This window comes from Shewanella sp. SR1 (genome assembly GCF_020447145.1).
Lineage (GTDB): Bacteria > Pseudomonadota > Gammaproteobacteria > Enterobacterales > Shewanellaceae > Shewanella > Shewanella baltica.
In genome coordinates, this window is the sequence record NZ_JAJAEF010000014.1 from 78164 (window position 1) to 96117 (window position 17954).

17 protein-coding genes are annotated in these 17954 nt (G+C 47.9%); 10 read left to right on the forward strand and 7 right to left on the reverse strand.

The features are described 5' to 3' along the window. Nucleotide 1 precedes the first annotated feature (1 nt). The 7 genes from KV201_RS14140 to KV201_RS14170 are packed head-to-tail and all read left to right on the forward strand — an operon-like array spanning nucleotide 2 to nucleotide 5013. On the forward strand, nucleotides 2–364 hold the full coding sequence (locus KV201_RS14140; protein WP_226059698.1) for a hypothetical protein: 363 nt from the start codon (nucleotides 2–4) through the stop codon (nucleotides 362–364). Further along, nucleotides 361–2040 carry a PepSY domain-containing protein gene (locus KV201_RS14145; RefSeq protein ID WP_226059699.1) on the forward strand — a complete coding sequence of 560 codons (1680 nt, stop codon included), beginning with the start codon at nucleotides 361–363 and terminating at the stop codon, nucleotides 2038–2040. The genes KV201_RS14140 and KV201_RS14145 overlap by 4 nt, the downstream gene beginning before the upstream one ends. Before the next feature lie 20 nt (nucleotides 2041–2060). Continuing rightward, nucleotides 2061–2429, forward strand: a complete 369-nt coding sequence (locus tag KV201_RS14150) for a DUF3325 domain-containing protein (RefSeq protein ID WP_226059700.1) — start codon at nucleotides 2061–2063, stop codon at nucleotides 2427–2429. 8 nt (nucleotides 2430–2437) lie between these two features. Next, nucleotides 2438–3364 (forward strand): MotA/TolQ/ExbB proton channel family protein, encoded by a 927-nt coding sequence (locus KV201_RS14155; RefSeq protein ID WP_226059725.1) that lies wholly within the window; start codon nucleotides 2438–2440, stop codon nucleotides 3362–3364. Beyond that, nucleotides 3348–3806, forward strand: a complete 459-nt coding sequence (locus KV201_RS14160) for a biopolymer transporter ExbD (protein WP_126493243.1) — start codon at nucleotides 3348–3350, stop codon at nucleotides 3804–3806. Before KV201_RS14155 ends, KV201_RS14160 begins: the two co-directional genes overlap by 17 nt. Continuing rightward, entirely contained in the window at nucleotides 3806–4210 is a 405-nt protein-coding gene (locus KV201_RS14165) for a biopolymer transporter ExbD (protein ID WP_006079461.1), read from the forward strand. Before KV201_RS14160 ends, KV201_RS14165 begins: the two co-directional genes overlap by 1 nt. Next, entirely contained in the window at nucleotides 4207–5013 is an 807-nt protein-coding gene (locus KV201_RS14170; protein WP_226059701.1) for an energy transducer TonB, read from the forward strand. The genes KV201_RS14165 and KV201_RS14170 overlap by 4 nt, the downstream gene beginning before the upstream one ends. A 109-nt stretch (nucleotides 5014–5122) precedes the next feature. On the opposite strand, the gene KV201_RS14175 is transcribed toward KV201_RS14170, so the two are convergent. Then, nucleotides 5123–5869 carry a class I SAM-dependent methyltransferase gene (locus KV201_RS14175; protein WP_226059702.1) on the reverse strand — a complete coding sequence of 249 codons (747 nt, stop codon included), beginning with the start codon at nucleotides 5867–5869 and terminating at the stop codon, nucleotides 5123–5125. 266 nt (nucleotides 5870–6135) lie between these two features. Between KV201_RS14175 and KV201_RS14180 the strand changes: the two genes are divergently transcribed. After that, a complete protein-coding gene (locus KV201_RS14180) occupies nucleotides 6136–8400 on the forward strand; it encodes a bifunctional diguanylate cyclase/phosphodiesterase (RefSeq protein ID WP_226059703.1) in 2265 nt (754 codons plus the stop codon). A gap of 92 nt (nucleotides 8401–8492) precedes the next feature. Then, nucleotides 8493–9338, forward strand: a complete 846-nt coding sequence (locus tag KV201_RS14185) for a 23S rRNA (adenine(2030)-N(6))-methyltransferase RlmJ (protein ID WP_226059704.1) — start codon at nucleotides 8493–8495, stop codon at nucleotides 9336–9338. A gap of 68 nt (nucleotides 9339–9406) precedes the next feature. Here KV201_RS14185 and KV201_RS14190 read toward each other — a convergent pair whose 3' ends face one another. Genes KV201_RS14190 through KV201_RS14200 form a run of 3 tightly spaced genes read right to left on the reverse strand, consistent with a single transcriptional unit; the run spans nucleotide 9407 to nucleotide 11815 of the window. Next, complete coding sequence (locus KV201_RS14190) at nucleotides 9407–10162, reverse strand: lytic transglycosylase domain-containing protein (RefSeq protein WP_226059705.1); 756 nt, start codon at nucleotides 10160–10162, stop codon at nucleotides 9407–9409. Further along, a complete protein-coding gene (locus KV201_RS14195; RefSeq protein WP_226059706.1) occupies nucleotides 10162–11199 on the reverse strand; it encodes a DUF3137 domain-containing protein in 1038 nt (345 codons plus the stop codon). Before KV201_RS14195 ends, KV201_RS14190 begins: the two co-directional genes overlap by 1 nt. Nucleotides 11200–11248: 49 nt before the next feature. After that, nucleotides 11249–11815, reverse strand: coding sequence for a LemA family protein (locus KV201_RS14200; protein ID WP_006079455.1), 567 nt, complete (start codon nucleotides 11813–11815; stop codon nucleotides 11249–11251). A 545-nt stretch (nucleotides 11816–12360) separates the two neighbouring features. Between KV201_RS14200 and KV201_RS14205 the strand changes: the two genes are divergently transcribed. Next, on the forward strand, nucleotides 12361–13983 hold the full coding sequence (locus KV201_RS14205) for an AbgT family transporter (RefSeq protein ID WP_012588902.1): 1623 nt from the start codon (nucleotides 12361–12363) through the stop codon (nucleotides 13981–13983). Nucleotides 13984–14057: 74 nt separating this feature from the next. Here KV201_RS14205 and KV201_RS14210 read toward each other — a convergent pair whose 3' ends face one another. The 3 genes from KV201_RS14210 to KV201_RS14220 form a co-directional block, all read right to left on the reverse strand. Beyond that, nucleotides 14058–14381, reverse strand: coding sequence for a hypothetical protein (locus KV201_RS14210; RefSeq protein ID WP_226059707.1), 324 nt, complete (start codon nucleotides 14379–14381; stop codon nucleotides 14058–14060). Nucleotides 14382–14418: 37 nt separating this feature from the next. Then, on the reverse strand, nucleotides 14419–14682 hold the full coding sequence (locus KV201_RS14215) for a hypothetical protein (RefSeq protein WP_014620474.1): 264 nt from the start codon (nucleotides 14680–14682) through the stop codon (nucleotides 14419–14421). A 133-nt stretch (nucleotides 14683–14815) separates the two neighbouring features. After that, nucleotides 14816–17950 (reverse strand): efflux RND transporter permease subunit, encoded by a 3135-nt coding sequence (locus KV201_RS14220; RefSeq protein WP_226059708.1) that lies wholly within the window; start codon nucleotides 17948–17950, stop codon nucleotides 14816–14818. Nucleotides 17951–17954: the final 4 nt, after the last annotated feature.

Below are 17954 nucleotides of genomic sequence, written 5' to 3' on the forward strand. Positions count from 1 at the left end.
TATGGGCCTACATATCATGCTCGAAAAAGACTCACGATTATCCCATCAATCGAAGCGCAGCAATCAAAGCGCCGTTAGCAAATGGCTGTTCACCACTGGGATGGTGGCACACTCAATCGCCATCTGTTTATTGTGCTATTTATCCAGTGGCCAACTTGTTAATACAACAGGAGCTCTGCTTTACCACATGGGCATGCCATGGACGGATGCCGTGGTAGTCACCAGTATGCTGGGGTTTATCTACTTAGTGCTGATTCTATTGTGGGCATTTTCCCGTAACGGCGTCCTGCGAACTTGGCTGAATGTAAGCAGCCTGATGGGTTTTAGTATCTTCATGGCTTGGATAATTGGAGCATTAGCATGAAAGATGGATTCCGTACTCGGATGAGTCTCCTGCACACTTGGGCAGGATTGATATTAAGCGGCTTGCTGTTCGCCATTTTCTGGACCGGCACGCTGTCAGTATTCGATAAAGAAATCGATCGCTGGATGATGCCACACACTCGAATACACATGGATACTGCAAGGCCATTATCGGTAGACCGCGAGATCATACCTTTACTGGCAGAGCGAGCTGAGGGGGCAAAAGCTTGGACTATCGTGCTACCCGCTGAGCGACGACCTTTTTTGACATTGGCTTATGATTCTGCAAAGTCACACATAGCACAGCGAAATAGTTTCCACCCGATCACGCTCGAACCGCTTCCGGCTCCAAACACCCGAGGAGCGAGTAACTTTATTTACCCCTTCCATCATAATTTAACCTTACGCCAAAACAACATTGGCGCCCTACTGGTTGGTATTGCGAGCATGGGTATGCTTTGCCTGTTAATTTCCGGCATAGTCATACACCGTAGAATATTTGCCGATTTCTTTACCCTTAGGCTGCTTCGTGGCTTTAGCAGAGCCAATCTCGATATTCATAACCTCACAGGCGTTGTGCTGCTGCCTTTCACTATCGTCATCACCTTGTCTGGGCTCATGATTGCGCACTTGATCTATTTCCCCAAGGCGCCCGATGCCGTTTTCGCACAGCTTAACCCACCATCCGTGACGCAGGAACGACCCAAATCCAAAGTAAGAGAAGCTTCACGCAAACGTGAGCAAGATGTTAGCAGTGAAAATGAAGACGAAATGACCGATGCCAGAGAAGGCTCACGCAATAGTCCTGCACGGAGCCGTTTTATCGCCGAATCACAGGGGCGTGTTAGACCACAAGCAATAGGCCAACCCGCCAATGTTGCCGCAATTGATCCTATGATTGCGGCGACCGAAAGCGAGCTAGGTCAAGGGGCAGTCTATATGATTCGGGTTAGCAATCCTGGAGATGCAGGTGGTGTCGTCGCACTCAGGCTAAATGGCGATAACAGCGTATCTCAGAATATTGATAATAGGAGATTTTCTACCGCCGCTGGAGAGGAACTAGCACATTTCAACTCATCCTCGACGACCAATGTATTTAACTTTATTGCTGGTATGCATTACATCAAATTTAAACACTGGCCACTGCGCTGGCTTTATTTTATCGCAGGGCTGGGTGCTTGCGCGTTAATCGCCACTGGCCTACTGCATTGGACTCAGGCACGTAACCAAAGGCAAGGCAGCACTGGCTTCAATGTGTCTTTTATGAATGCACATAACATCGCTGCGATCACTGGCATTATTTCTGCGACCGGGGCTTTTTTAGTGGTCAATCGCTTGCTCAATAATAGAGAACAATTTGCAGGTATCTCCAGCCGCGATCTAGAGGTATATGCCTTCTTTGGTGTCTGGCTAGCTTGTTTACTTCATGCGTTGATCAGAGAGTTTTTGAACAAACAGCATGGTTACCGAAAGGCTTGGGCAGAACAATGCTGCGCGATTGCTCTGATTGCTATCGCAGCTGTGGGACTGAACTGGATAACCACAGGCGACCATCTGCTTAAGACCCTATTCACCCATACCTATTGGCCCGTTGCGACCCTAGACTTAGTGCTTGTTACTAGTGCAGTGATGGCCATTTACGCAGCGCGGAAACTATCCGTTATCCGTGAGAGTTAGATGTTAAAAGGAGAGGATTAATGCCTAAAGACCTGCTGTTAGTCGCCATATTTAGCACGGCCTACCTCAGCTTTGCTTTGTTCGCCCTGAGCGAAGTACGGCATTGGCGCGTTGTTTTCGATAAGGCGCTACCCACTCAAAGGGAGGTGTTGCTCCTACGCAGCCTAGGCATCTTGATGCTAAGCATATCTTTAGCACTGTCGCTGGTGCGCGACGGTGCCAGCTTTGGCAGCCTGCTCTGGATAACAATGATTGGCGTGGCTGCACTTGCCGTTGCTTTAACCTTAGCTTGGCGACCTCGCTGGTTACGCCCTGCAGGTAAATTATTCTCCTTCACTTACCCAGATACAGGGCGAGTTAACCATAAAATGAACCAAGTTAAAGGTTGATAAAATTGATGATATTGAAAGCCGTTTTACTCTCATTGGCACTACTTACTTTACCACTCACCGGTTGGGCGCAGGAAAATGCCAGTGCCGATAACAGCCAAGCCACGTTACCGCTCAACACTGAGACTCATGCCATTGATCAATCATCTTCAGCATCTGAAACGGTAGTTTCGGGTGTGCAACAGCCAACGGAGGAAGCTTCCGCTACAGATGTGTTAGCAACATCGACTTGGTGGAACGATGCCTTCGCGCTGCTGGAGACGGGCGGCACTGTAGTGGTGATATTGGTGTTGATGTCATTGATTGCGATGACGATTGTGCTGATGAAACTTATCCAGTTTCAGCGAGCCGGACTGTGGCAACGTAAACCCGCAAGGCAGGCATTAGCGCTATGGCAACAAGGCAAGCAGGAAGAAGCATTACAGCTTGCTGCGGTAAGCCGCAATCCCACAGCACAGGCAATGGCACAAGCGATTCGTGGCATCACACGCCAACTCCCTGAATCTTTAGTCCGCGAAGAAGTACTGCGTTATGGCTGTAATGCGCTATTTCAGTTAAGACGCGGATTGCGCCCACTAGAGGTCATAGGTTCATTATCACCACTACTGGGATTACTGGGCACGGTAATGGGTATGATCGCCGCCTTTCAACAACTCCAAGCGGCGGGTAATAAAGTGAATCCGGCGATTCTATCGGGCGGGATCTGGGAAGCCTTGCTCACCACAGCGGTCGGTTTGTGTGTCGCTATCCCAGTGGTGGCATTGCTGAACTATCTAGAACGGCGCGTCGATCATCTCGCTCACGAAATGGATAACTTAGTGACGCAACTGTTTACCCCAGAGTTATCGGCGGCCAGCACTTATCAAGCACCAAGCACAGTGGTTACACCACTCACAGCCAATAACAAACAGGCACGCCATGCAAGCGCCCTTTAGTCAACGACCAAGACTCACGGCTCATCCTTCAAAACGTAAAGCTGTGATTAGCTTAACGCCACTCATTGATGTGGTGTTTATCCTATTGGTGTTTTTTATGCTGTCTTCCAGTTTTCTAGACTGGCGCACTGTGGCGCTCGATACCAGCACGGCAGGTAGCCCCGCTCCCGCTGAGCAAGCGCCATTTTTAGTACAAATTAGCGCAGACCAACTGCAACTAAACGGCGAAACGATCACACTGGAAGCATTACAGCAAAAAGCACAAGGGCGCCAGCCTGCAAGCCAGATAGTGAGCCTACAGCCGCAAGCGGATACTCCAGTACAAAGGTTAGTACAGGTATTGGATGCACTTAATGCCGCAGGGATTACGCCGCTAACACTGGTAGAAGACTCCAATTGGCAACCCGCACCTGCGGGCAATAACATAGAGAACAGCCACTAATGCATTTTCCTGAACGTCGGCCGGACCAAACCGAAGAACGTATTTTGCCGCTGATTAATGTGGTGTTCTTGCTGTTAATCTTTTTTATGATCGCAGGTAGCCTTTCAGTGACAGCGCCGTTTGATGTCACTCCACCGGTCTCGCAAAGTGATGGCGTAGATGAACCGGATGCCGTGCTCATCCTAATAAGCCGTGACAACAAACTCGCACTCGATAATGAACCGATTACGGAAGCAGAACTGTTAGCACGCATCGATATGCTGCTGTCCGCCGAGCCAGAAACCCAAGTCACGCTAAAAGTTGATGGTGAGTTATCGGGAAATCAGCTCGTACATTTTACCCAAGCCTTGTATGGCGTAGGCGTTAAAAAGCTGCGTTTATTAACTGAGCTGGGGGCCAAATGACAGACCAAGAGTTAGCGCCGAACATAGCGCAATGCGGTATAGCTTTGCTGTTAGCGGCTTTTTTGCACATCGCCTTAACGGCTGCAGTGTTTTGGTCACCAGCAGTAATAACACCCACGGGTCAGGCTAAAGCGGTTGGCAACGGAGGGATTGAAATTTCCTTAGGGCCAGCAGGTAGCGCAGCGAGTGCTCTGCCACAAACGACGGCGCCAGTTGCTAAGCAAAAATCTGAGCCAATCGCAGAGCAACTCGATAAACCAACACCATTGACACCTGTCACAAAGAAAGCAACTCCCACACTAAGTACCAAACCTAAACCCATAGCGCCAACGCCTCAAGATGAGCTAACAACTCAGTCCGAGGTGAATGAGCAGCATAGCAGTCCAACCGAAACCCCATCGCCGACAGCGTTAGCAGCGTCTGCCAACGAAGTAGGTCAAAGTGGTGAAGGTCATTCCGCAGAACAGAATAAGGCGGCTAGCGGCGATAACATGACTGGCGGAGGTTTGCTTGGCGATACCCAGGACTACACTGCGACTTTATTAGCTTGGTTAGAGCAACATAAGGAATATCCGCGTACGGCACGTAATCGACGACAGCAAGGCACAGTAATGCTGTATTTTGTGTTAGATCGCCAAGGCAGAGTCAGCGCGAGTCGAATTGAGCAAAGTTCGGGCTATCAAACATTAGATGCAGAAGCACTAAAAATGTTGGAGCGAGCCCAGCCCTTACCTGCCATACCCGATGCAATGCCAAACGAGATGTTAGAACTTGTTGTGCCAGTGCAGTTTTTCTTACGTTAAGCTGCGCCGTAAAATGGGACATCCAGCGGACAAACTTATCGATATGGTCATCATATTTAATGAGTGCCTTGCTTGTTTGTCTGAGCAATCATGTAAATAGGTATAAACCCTATTTCATCGCGGCTTTTACGTAGACATCGAAACGGTTTTTCTTAGTTTCGATAACCGTATTTGGCTTAACCCCATCCAAATCTTCGGCATAATCTGGGCGCTTAACGACGACACGTTTCGTTGCTAAAGCCAAAGCGGGGGCGAGTAGGCCATCGGCGTCTAAATCGGCACCAACTAAGGATTGGAATACACGCATTTCCTTTTTAACAAGGGCCGATTTATCGCGGTGGGGATACATAGGGTCGAGGTACACCACATCTACCTCTTGTGCCAATTTCGAAAGGGCTTCGAGGCTCGAACCATGGAACAGGCGCATCCGCTCACGCATCCAGACACCGATTTCAGCATCTTGATAGGCGCGGCGCAGACCATCTTCAAGCAATGCCGCAACCACAGGATGACGTTCAACCATAGTTACAGTGCAACCAAGGCTTGCTAGCACGAAGGCATCGCGTCCTAAACCCGCAGTGCCATCAACCACACTTGGCATTACCCCTTGCTTTAATCCCACGGCTTTAGCGATGGATTGGCCGCGACCACCACCGAACTTACGTCTATGGGCGACGGCGCCAGTCACAAAGTCCACCACTATGCCATCGAGCTTAGGCTCATCGCGTTTATGCAGTGATAAAGTATCTGAATCAAAACGCAATTCGAAGGTCGCATTCGCATCGTAGACGAGTTGCCAACGTGCACAAATATCCACAAGTGTTGGGTATTGCTGATTGAAAAAAATCGGTGTCACAGGCTGTCTTCTAACCAACGAAAATGATGGCCATTATGCCTAAAAATCTGGTTTATGAATATGCCAGTCAGCAAATCACATCAGCAAACTCATCACTGTCTTAGTCAATTTGTCGCAGTGCACCCTTAAAGATTCAAACAAGCATCACACTGTAATTCACTGATTTATAAAGATAGTAATCTATTTGTATAACAATTAGGTGATTTATGTTATATGTTATATCCCCAGTCAACCTGCGTGACTTCCGTATGGGATAAGGACTCTTTTTGCTTCAATGGCTGAAAGGTTTTTTGTTTATTAGGGATCAAGACTTTTTAAATCCTGATAGAACAATATTAAAAACCAGCTTATTGCGGATCATTCTGCTCAGTGGCGCGATATTGACCGCTAGCATAGTGCTGCATAGCTCTTTAATTGCGTATGAGTTAAACCTCGCTTTCATTATCAGCATTACGGTCAGTTTTTTAACCGTACTCTTCTTAACTTTATGGTTTACCCGCAAATATTTACTCGCCAGCTCTATTAGCCTGCTGGCCATGGTCATTGCCGCCTGTATTTCTATACTCTTGTTTGTCCCAGACTTTAACTTATCCCAGGCGGGGATTACCTTCTTATATACCTTGCCCTTAATGGCGCTTTTTCTATTTGGCAGAAAAGTGGCCGTTATCATGATGTTTTTTAATGTATTACCTTTTTTACTGCTGCTGCGTAACCAAAATATTCCCCCGATTATTGATATTGATATCAGTCTGCCTGCGACCCACGCTTATCTGAATGGCTTGCTGTTTGTCTTTTTTAATATCTGTATTCCCTTGTCGGCGATGCGCCTGCTAAAAACCCAGAAAGTCCATGCGCAGCAAATGATCCAGCATCAAAATGATCTGCAACGTACCTTAGATCAATATGCTGAAATCTTTGAAAATAATGGTACCGCTTCCTTCTTCTGTAATGAGGACGGCGTGATCCTCAACCTGAATAATGCGGCCAAAGAAATCGCCGGAGAGGTCACACTAAACCGCACTCGCCTATGTGACATTTTTGAACTTACCGAAGATACCAGCACAAATTTACTGGCGGCCGCGTTTCCGACCCATTTAAAGAACAATAACAGTATTAAATATCTGCTGCAGAAAGCCTCATTAGAGCACCATGACACTTTGTTGTTTCACTGCCACGATGTCACTGAACAGGCTAACCATGCGATTGAACTAAGCCGACTTAAAAAGCACCATATCAGCACACATTTCTATGATTTAGTGACCGGATTACCCAACGAGAATCACTGGTATAACCCAGCCCCAAGTACGATCCATTTGGATATGACAGTCGCCTTAATCAAAATTGATAATCTGAGTCAAATCAATGCCGCCTTCGGTATCAGCGTCGGGGATGCCATCCTAAAAGCCTTTGCGACCGAACTCAAAAATCGCTTTGGTCATCACGCAAAAATATACCGGTTTAGGGGAGCCTCGTTTGCGCTTGAGTTTACCAGCCTGCCGCTGATCTCCCCCGAAAACCTCGCGCTACAATTACGCGAGCGTATTCCAACAAACCTGCAGCTCAAACATGAACAACAAATTGAATATCATCTCGAGTGCCGAGTCGGTTGCAGTTCGGGTAATAAAGCCTCACCGCAGCAAGCCGCAGAGCAATGTTTAATTGCCATTAAGCAAACCACCCAAGCTAGCCCAGTCATGGTGTATTACATTGGTTTGATTAATAATCTTCTCGAAGCCTCATCGCAGAAAGCTAAAATTCGCGACGCATTGAAACACAATCGTCTGGAGATGTGGCTACAGCCTAAAGTAAGGGCCGATGGCCACATTATTAGCTTTGAAGCGCTGGCAAGAATGTTCGATGAAGACGGCACTATGATTATGCCGAACACGTTTATCCCTATCATAGAGTCATCCCAATTACAGGCGATTTTTGCGATAAAAGTCTTCAGGCAATTACTACAACTGATCCGTTCTTGGCCGAAAAATGTGCCTCTGGTCAGGATAGCCTTCAACTTATCTGGGCAGGATATATTGTCGGATCGCTTCTTTAAGGTGTTGATCCAAACCTATATGAATCACCCCGAACTCATCCCATTATTAGAGATTGAAATCACTGAAACCTCAGTATTTTCAACCCATAAAGAAACGGGCCGACGCCTAAACACCTTAGCTCGCATGGGAGTTTCTATCGCCATTGACGATTTTGGCACTGGCCATGCGTCATTAAGCCAACTCATTGATATCAGTGCCGACACGATAAAAATCGACCGCTGCTTTGTCAGTCAAATGGGCATTAGTGAACGCCATACCCAAATTGTCAACGCCGCCATCCTGTTAGCCAAGAGCTTAAAACTCAACGTCATTGCCGAAGGTATCGAAACCAAAGCCCAGTTATTGCAACTCACGGCGCTAGGATGTGAACAATTTCAAGGCTATCTATTCGGTAAACCCGCACCCGCGAATCTATGGCTGAAAACCTTTCAAATGCAAACACCCACACATTGGTTCGCCAATAAAAAGAGCGCCAACTGAGGCATTAAATTTACGCCTACAAGCATCGCAGGTATAATTGGCGTCAGGCATTTGCCTCTCTTTGCTATGTTTGCAAATTACTAGGATCCCCCATGTTAAGTTACCGCCATGGTTATCACGCTGGCAATTATGCCGATGTGTTGAAACACGCCATCTTGCTTCAAACCTTGCAGCTGATGCACAAGAAAGACAAACCACTCGTGTATATCGATACCCATGCGGGTGTAGGTGGTTATGCTTTAAGCGATGAATTTGCACAAAAAACCGGTGAATACCTCGAAGGTGTAGCTAAGCTTTGGGATAAAACTGATCTGCCGCAGTCGCTGCAGGACTATGTCGCCGCCGTGCGTCATTTTAATGAAGAAAATCCTGACGAACTCAACTTCTACCCAGGTTCGCCCGCCATTATAGACATGGAATTGGGGCCTAAAGATCGCATGGTGCTGCACGAGCTGCACAGCACTGATTATGTGTTGCTGGATGATTATTTCTGCGAAGACAGACAAGTAAAAGTGATCAAAGGCGATGGCTTAAAAGGCCTTATCGCCGCAGTGCCACCATTAGAGCGCCGCGCTCTGGTGCTCGTCGATCCTAGCTACGAGATGAAAACCGACTATCAAGATGTAGCCGAAACCCTGATCAAAGCGCATAAACGTTTTGCTACAGGCGTGTTTATGCTTTGGTATCCCGTGGTAAATCGCGCTCAGACCGAAGGCATGTTATCGCGTCTCGCCAGTAGTGGCATTAAACGTCAGCTAAGAATTGAGCAGGCAATTAAACCCGATTCGGATGAGTTTGGCATGACAGCGGCAGGGTTATGGATCATCAATCCGCCTTGGCAGTTAGATGAAATCGCAACCGAATTAATGGATTACTTAGGTAAGACGCTCGGACAAGCGGACGGTAATATCACAGTAAAATGGGAAGTCGGCGAATAACCTTCTACTCAAATGGCGGCGATGATCTCAGGTTTTCGCCGCTTGATTTAAGTTCACAAAGTCTACAGCTAAACGCCCTTCTGCTCGCGATAACGCTTCAATAGAATTTTAACACGCTCAACATAGGCTTGGGTTTCAGGATAGGGCGGAATGCCATTGTACTGCACCACAGTTGTCGGCCCCGCATTGTAGGCCGCGCAGGCCAAGGCCACATCCCCGTTAAACTGTTTTAGCATTTGCGCCAGATACTTACTGCCACCTAAGATATTTTCTTCGGGTAAAAACGCGTTTGCCACACCCATTTCTTTAGCCGTTTCAGGCATTAATTGCATCAATCCCATAGCGCCAGTACGCGACAATGCACGCGCATTAAAGGCTGATTCTGCGTGGATCACGGCGCGGATCAAGGCGGGGTCGAGTTGATGTTTATGGGCAGCACGAGTGATCAGGGCATCGTAATTGGCGGTAAATAAACGGATACCATTCCAATCTATAGTCGAGTCGGGGCGGCAGGCAAAACAGTCATACAACAAAATTTGATACGGGTTATTGGCAGGGGCTTTGTCGGTAAATACAGTGACGCCATTGGCTTGTTGGTATTGATAAATCTTGAGTTTTTCTAAGCCTTCACGGCTGACTATGCCGCTCTCTGAATATCTGGCAACGATACGCGGCTTAGCTTTAACGCTCGCCTCCTCCGCTTTTATACTCGTCATCAGACTCGATATCAGCCATAAACTCAGACCCAACACGGCAAGGCGGCGAGGCGATAAAAAGGCCGCTGCCATTTGTGTACGAGTCGGTGCTGAGCGAGTGAGCAACATCAAAGTCCCGTGTGCTGATTAAGTTTAAGTACTTCAATAATAGCAAAGAGTTGCTTCATCTCTCGGTTTATCTGACTAAATTCTGCTGAAAAGGTCGCGCCATTAAAAATGGACTGTATTTGAAAACGCGTTCTGCGATTTGGCAGGAACATAATCAACTTGTTACGAAAGAAAGCGCATTGAATATTTCCACCAAAATGCTTGGCAAGTTCCTGTAAGCGCTCCATAAATGCCGTATTGAGCAAATAGCGAGACTCCACTTGATCCGTTGAAAACACATCGAACTCTTTTTCGAATTGCGGATCTTCAAGTTTCACTCGCACCAGTCCAGCATGGCTGTCAGACAAGAAATTCGCTAAACCACCGCGATCCCTCAGCACCACAGTGTGGCCGATAAACGCTTTATGGCTACTCAGCTCAACCACTAAGCCACTAAACTGGGTTTCGGTGCGGGTAACGGTTCTGCGCCTATTGGTGCTGGCATCCAGTTCTTCGACTTGCACATTTTTGGTCAAGGTGAGTTCATTTACAGTTAGCTCAACGCCTTTATAGCGACCTTGAATATAGTCACCGAAGCTCACTTTGTCGTATTGCGGCAATACTTTAGCCGCAACGAGTCGATTCATATCGAGGCGCATTTCGCGGCTATAAACAAAATCATCACCGAAATATTTAAACATCAGTGGATAAATATCCCGCTGAACCAGATGTTTAAAATCTCGAGTCGGCGCAAAGCTCCACCAGCTCAACCCAACTAAAGCAAGCAAGGGTAAAGGAGGAAAATAAGCAACGCCGCGGTAATAGCCAATCACAGTGAGTAAGGTCAGCCCAAGTACTATCATCAAACTCAAATATAAACGTTTGCGCGCCGCCTTAAGGCAGGCCACGCGCTTAGTTTCATATTTACGACTAATGGGGGCTAGATGTTCTTCGTAATACGCTTCGAGTTGAGGAAGTTCATCCAAATCCGCAGACAAACCAACATGACCCCGATAAGTCCGAATCGGGCTACCTAAAATAAAGGTGAAAATATTCATATTGATATCATAGTATTGCAGGGTGAACACTCACCCTGCGCAACTAAGCTTACAAGTATTCGGCCGCATCTACGGGCGCTTTTGCCGCTTCGCTCACCTCATAGAATGGCATCACTTTAATGCTCGCCATAGAAGCGATAATCGAGCCGGGGAAGATTTCAACCGCAGTATTAAGCTCTGACACTGCCGAGTTATAGAAACGCCTCGCTGCAGAGATATGCGCTTCGACCTCGTTATAGGTCTGCATCGCCTGCAACATAGTGTTGTCGGACTTAAGCTCGGGATAGTTCTCCACATTCACCATTAAGGCACCCATTTTGTCGTTCAACCGCTCAGCCTGAACTAAATGCTCTTTAACGGCACTCGGATCGGCCTTGTTGTAATTATGGCTGAGCTGAGTGCGTAATTCGGTGATTTCTGTGAGCAGCGACTTTTCATGATCCATAAATCGTTTGGCGATTTTTAGAATATTAGGCACAAGATCGGCACGTTTGGTTAGCTGTACATCGATACCCGACAGGGCCTCGAGTGCAGTATTGCGCTTTTTGACTAGGCTGACGTACCAAAGATAGGTAACGATAAAAATCAGCGTTAATCCCAATAACAATTTTTCCATCTTCCATCCTTAGGTTTCTTATTCTTGTTAACAGGATACAGCTAATCATAAATGAGTGGAAATTTCACCTATGGCACAGGTTAAGACGATGAAATTATTCGCTGGTCAGAGCTGGCAATGGTGAAAGTGGCTATCTGGAGCTTCAACCACCAGCAAAACTCGCCTCTTTAGGCGGAAAACTGTGATCCGGCACATTAAAAAGCGCAATTAAAATATAAATTTAACGATATTCAGCTCCGATACAGCAAACAAGGTCTATAGTGTATTTGCACAACATTAGAGCATCCAATTTTGCTCGTGAATACTGGACTCCTCGAGAGTCCATTTTTTTATCCCCATTTTGCCCTCATCACTTCTACACAGCCAATCGCAACATTTAAGTTTCAATTAAAACTTAACAATCATACTTTCCGGCTAATTTTTTAACTTTTACCTTAGCTTTCCCCCAGAATACTTGCTGCCAGAGTCGGCCGTCGGCAATGCCTCGCGTCTGTTCTAGGGTCAAAGATAGTGCGCTGCGCAAAGGTCGACATAAAGGAAGAACGATGAGTTTCAATTCCGGCGATATCCCCCCAAAAAAGGCCTCGGAGCCAGATCCACAACATGGCGATATCAGCGCCAGTGGTTGGTTTGTGCGTTTTCTCAATATTGTTGAACGCTTAGGTAATCTTCTCCCCCACCCAATCACCCTATTCGCGCTGTTCTGTGTCGCTGTGGTCGTCATTTCAGGCATCGCAGGTTACTTTGGCCTGACCGTTGTTGACCCAAGACCCATTGGTTCCCACGGCCGCAGTGCAGACGGGTTAATCCATGTAGTAAGCCTAATGAACGCCGAAGGCTTGCGGATGATAGTGTCGCATCTGGTAACTAACTTTACTGGCTTTACACCGCTTGGCACTGTGCTCGTCGCACTGCTCGGCGTCGGGATTGCAGAACGTTCCGGCTTATTATCCGCCGCCATGCGCGCCTTAGTCATGGGCGCCTCAAAGCGATTGGTTACTGTGACCATAGTCTTTGCCGGCATTATGTCCAACACGGCCGCCGAGCTTGGCTATGTGGTATTGATCCCTATGGCGGCGATGATTTTCCACTCCCTTGGTCGCCATCCTCTGGCCGGTTTAGCCGCCGCCTTTGCGGGGGTTTCAGGAGGCTATAGCGCAAACTTGTTACTGGGTACTGTCGATCCCTTATTATCGGGCATTACCGAAGCTGCGGCGCGCATGATAGATCCTGAGTACAACGTCGGCCCAGAAGTGAACTGGTACTTCATGTTTGTTTCCACCTTTGTGATCACTTTCCTCGGCGCCTTTGTCACCGAGAAAATCGTCGAGCCTAAGTTAGGCAAATACCAAGGTGATGATGCGGATGAAACCGTACTGCAATCGATGGAGAGCGTTAGTGAGATTGAAAAGCGTGGCTTAAAATGGGCGGGGTTATCTATGTTAGTGCTCGCCGTTATCCTAGCGCTTTCAGTCGTACCAGAAGGCGCGCCGCTGCGTCATCCAGAAACTGGCCTTATCTCAGGTTCACCGTTCCTCAAGGGTATAGTCGCCTTCATCTTTATTTGTTTTGCCATACCGGGCTTTATTTACGGCAAAATAGTGGGCAGCATCAAAAATGATAAAGATGTCATCAATGCCATGTCCCACAGCATGAGCACTATGGGCATGTATATCGTCCTCGTCTTCTTCGCCGCGCAGTTTGTCGCCTTCTTCAACTGGAGTAATTTAGGTGCTGTATTAGCAGTGTTAGGTGCCGATGGGCTGCAATCCATAGGCCTGACTGGCCCTATCGTGTTCCTGTTCTTTATTATGCTTTGCGGCTTTATCAACTTGATGCTCGGCAGCGCCTCGGCACAGTGGGCCATTACCGCCCCGATTTTCGTGCCTATGCTGATGCTGGTCGGTTATGCCCCCGAAACAATTCAAGCGGCATACCGTATTGGGGACTCAGTGACTAACTTAGTCACGCCTATGATGAGCTACTTTGGTTTGATATTAGCGGTCGCCTGTCGTTACCAGAAAAACCTCGGTATAGGCACGCTGATCGCCACTATGCTGCCGTACACCCTGGTGTTTTTCGTGGGTTGGACAGCATTCTTCTTCCTGTGGGTATTTGGCTTTGGTCTGCCCGTCGGGCCAGGCGCAGCGACTTACTACACGCCTTAACCTCAATAAAAAGGGCGTCGATGATGAAGTCGACACCCTTGCTTTATCGGGTTGAACCACTAAAACCCGTAGATTTAGTCGTATAACCATTCCATCAACATACTGCAAATGAGCAAAAACATACCTAGATTAAACACATAGGTCTGCAGTGTGGATTTTTCTGGCGTGTCCTTGGCTTGCGACACTATTTGGCTCACTGACATAAAAAATAACTGCGGGGTTAACCCCATGCCGACAAATAACACGGCGGCACCAACGCAGCGGGTTAACTCGGGCACAGCAAGCGCCGGCAAGTAAAATGCATATACACCATAGGCCAAAAACGCCAGCGCTATGCTATGGCATATCATTCCCACGATAAGTTGCTTAGTTGCAAGATTACCCCACGAAAACACCATGTCACCCCTACACTCAGCTTAACCAGAACTATTGATGCTATTGGGCGCGCAGTTTATCTCGCTTACGATAAATCTGCACCCACGCAAACCAACCAAATAAAATACCGCCAATGGGATAAATATAGAGCGCTCTTTGCAGTTCCGCCCAGAATGGATCGCCCGAGATAAAATAATGGATTAAGGCGACCACGAGGGACGTCAGCATACCCCAGTAAAGTACGCCAAAGACCAAAATAAAGTACCACTTACCCTTAGCAAGTAGTGCATCTAGTTTTTGCAATTCCAATGCTGCATCATCCATGTTTCGTCCTCTTAACGGCCTAAGCGCAATATGCCAGAACTCGCGCACAGTGCCTATCCATCTTTATAACTAACAGCGTTAAAATAACAAAAAGCCCCGCAATTGCAGGGCTTTAGTTTAGAAACGACTGAGCTTATTCAGCTGAGTTTGGCTTCTCTTCCTTACCTTTCTTCTCACGCTTACTGAAGATACGCTCCACTATCACGAAGAATAATGGTACGAAGAAGATACCTAGGAAAGTCGAGCTCATCATACCGCCAAGTACCGCAGTACCGATGGCGTTTTGGCTACCAGAACCCACACCCGAGCTAATGGCTAACGGCACTACACCTAAACCAAAGGCAAGAGACGTCATCAGAATAGGACGCAAACGCACACGTACCGCATGCAAGGTCGCCTCGACTAAGCCTGAGCCTTTCTCGTAGAACTCTTTCGCGAATTCTACAATCAAGATGGCATTCTTAGTTGCCAAGCCCACTGTGGTTAACAGTCCCACTTGGAAGAACACGTCGTTTGGCAAGCCGCGACCGTTCATTGCAACTAAGGCACCGATGATCCCGAGTGGCACCACAAGCACAACAGCAAACGGCACCGACCAGCTCTCATAGAGTGCCGCCAGTACGAGGAACACCACTAAGATCGACAAGGCATACAGCGCAGGCGCTTGGTTACCCGATAGACGCTCTTCGTACGATAAGCCGTTCCACTCAACACCAAAGCCAGGAGGAAGCTGCTTAGCAAGGTCTTCCATGATTTCCATCGCCGCACCGGTACTGAACCCAGGAGCCGTAGCACCCTGAATGTTCATCGAAGGTAAGCCGTTAAAGCGCTCTAGACGGGGTGAACCGAATTCCCATGTACCAGTGGCAAAGGCAGAGAATGGCACCATGTCACCCTTGTTGTTTCGCACGTACCAAGAGTCTAAGTCTCCTGGTTGCATACGATACTGGGCATCACCCTGCACATACACTTTCTTCACGCGGCCGCGGTCAATAAAGTCGTTCACATAAGAACCACCCCAAGCAGTGGCAAGCACACTGTTCACATTAGTGATTTCAATGCCTAACGCGCTTAACTTAGCGTGATCTACATGTAATTGATAAATCGGCGCATCTTCTTGACCGTTAGGACGCACGCCCACCAGATTTGGATTCTGTGCCGCCATGCCCAGCAGTTGGTTACGTGCCGCCACTAACTTCTCGTGACCTTGGCCGTTCTTATCCTGCAAGTACATGTCGAAACCGTTCGCCGTACCCAACTCGATAACCGCAGGCGGTACGAAGGCAAAGACTAAGGCATCTTTCATCTGGCCGAACACACCCATGGCACGACCCGCAATAGACTTAACGTCCATGCCAGGCGCTTCACGCTCAGACCAATCCTTCAAGCCAACGAAAGCGATACCCATGTTTTGCCCTTGACCCGCAAAACTGAAGCCCGCCACGCTAAATACCGATCTCACGCCTTCTTCAGCCATAAAGTGATCAGAAACTTTCTCCAATACTTTTAGGGTGCTTTCTTGGGTTGAGTTAGTCGGCAAAATCGCTTGGGTAAACAAAATACCTTGGTCTTCGTCTGGCAAGAAGGCGGTAGGCATACGGATGAAGATCCAACCCACTGCAATGACCAGCACAACGTAAATCGTCATTACTCTGAAGCTGCGCTTGATGATACCAGCCACGCTCGATTCATAACGATTAGTCAGCTTGTCGAAAGTACGGTTAAACCAACCGAAGAAGCCTGTTTCTATGTGACCATGGCCCTTCTTGACTGGCTTGAGCATAGTAGCACACAGTGCTGGCGTTAAAATCAACGCCACCAGGACAGACAGCGCCATCGCAGAGACGATAGTGATCGAGAACTGACGGTAGATCACGCCCGTTGAACCTGACATAAATGCCATAGGTACAAACACAGCAGATAGGGTCAGACCAATACCGACTAAGGCACCGGTAATTTGGTCCATCGACTTACGCGTCGCTTCGAGTGGACTTAAGCCCTCTTCGGACATCACCCGCTCGACGTTTTCCACCACCACAATCGCATCGTCCACCAGCAAACCGATGGCGAGCACCATAGCGAACATGGTTAGGGTGTTAATCGAGAACCCTGCCATCGATAGAATCGCAAAGGTACCCAGCAATACCACAGGTACCGCAATGGTCGGGATCAAGGTTGCACGGAAGTTTTGCAGGAAGAGGTACATGATGACGAACACAAGTACGATAGCTTCAAGCAAGGTATGCACCACACCTTCGATAGATTGCTCTACGAAAGGTGTTGTATCGTATGGATAAACCACTTCTAACCCCTGCGGGAAGAAAGGCTTCATCTCAGCAATTTTTTCACGAACCGCTGATGCGGTATCCAGCGCGTTAGCACCCGTTGCCAGCTTGATCGCTAACCCTGTTGCAGGTTGACCATTATACAGTGACACCACGGCATAACTTTCAGAACCTAACTCAACTCGTGCCACATCGCCGAGGAAGACATTTGCGCCTGAAATATCCGATTTAAGGATAATCTTGCGAAACTCTTCCGCCGTTTGTAAGCGGCTTTGCGCCGATACAGTCGCGTTCAGCTCTTGGCCAGCCACAGATGGCGCGCCACCTAACTGTCCAGCGGAGACTTGAGCGTTTTGAGAACGAATAGCCGCAATAACATCTAAGCTAGTTAAGTTATATTGAGTCAACTTCAACGGATCTAGCCATATACGCATCGCATATTGGGCACCGAACAGCTGAATTTCACCTACACCCGGAACACGGCTCATAGGATCTTGAATGTTCGCACCCACGTAGTCGGCGATATCGCCTTTATCTAACGAACCGTCGGTCGATACGAAGCCTAATACCATTAAGAAGCCTGAACTCGACTTGTTAACGTTAACCCCTTGCGACTGCACTTCTTGCGGTAACAGGGTCATAGCGCCCTGTAACTTGTTCTGAACTTGAACCTGTGCAATATCCGGATCGGCTTCGGCGTTGAAGGTTAAGGTAATAGACGCATTACCAAAACTGTCACTGGTTGAGGAGATATAACGGAGGTTATCGATACCCGTCATACGTTGCTCAATCACCTGAGTTACAGAATCTTCAACGATCTTAGCGGAAGCACCAGGATAGTTAGCACTGATCACCACGGTAGGTGGTGCAATGTTAGGATATTGAGACACTGGCAGCGAGCGGAGCGAGAGGATCCCCGCCAGCATGATAATCAAGGCGATCACCCACGCAAAGATGGGGCGATCAATAAAAAAACGTGCCATAGCT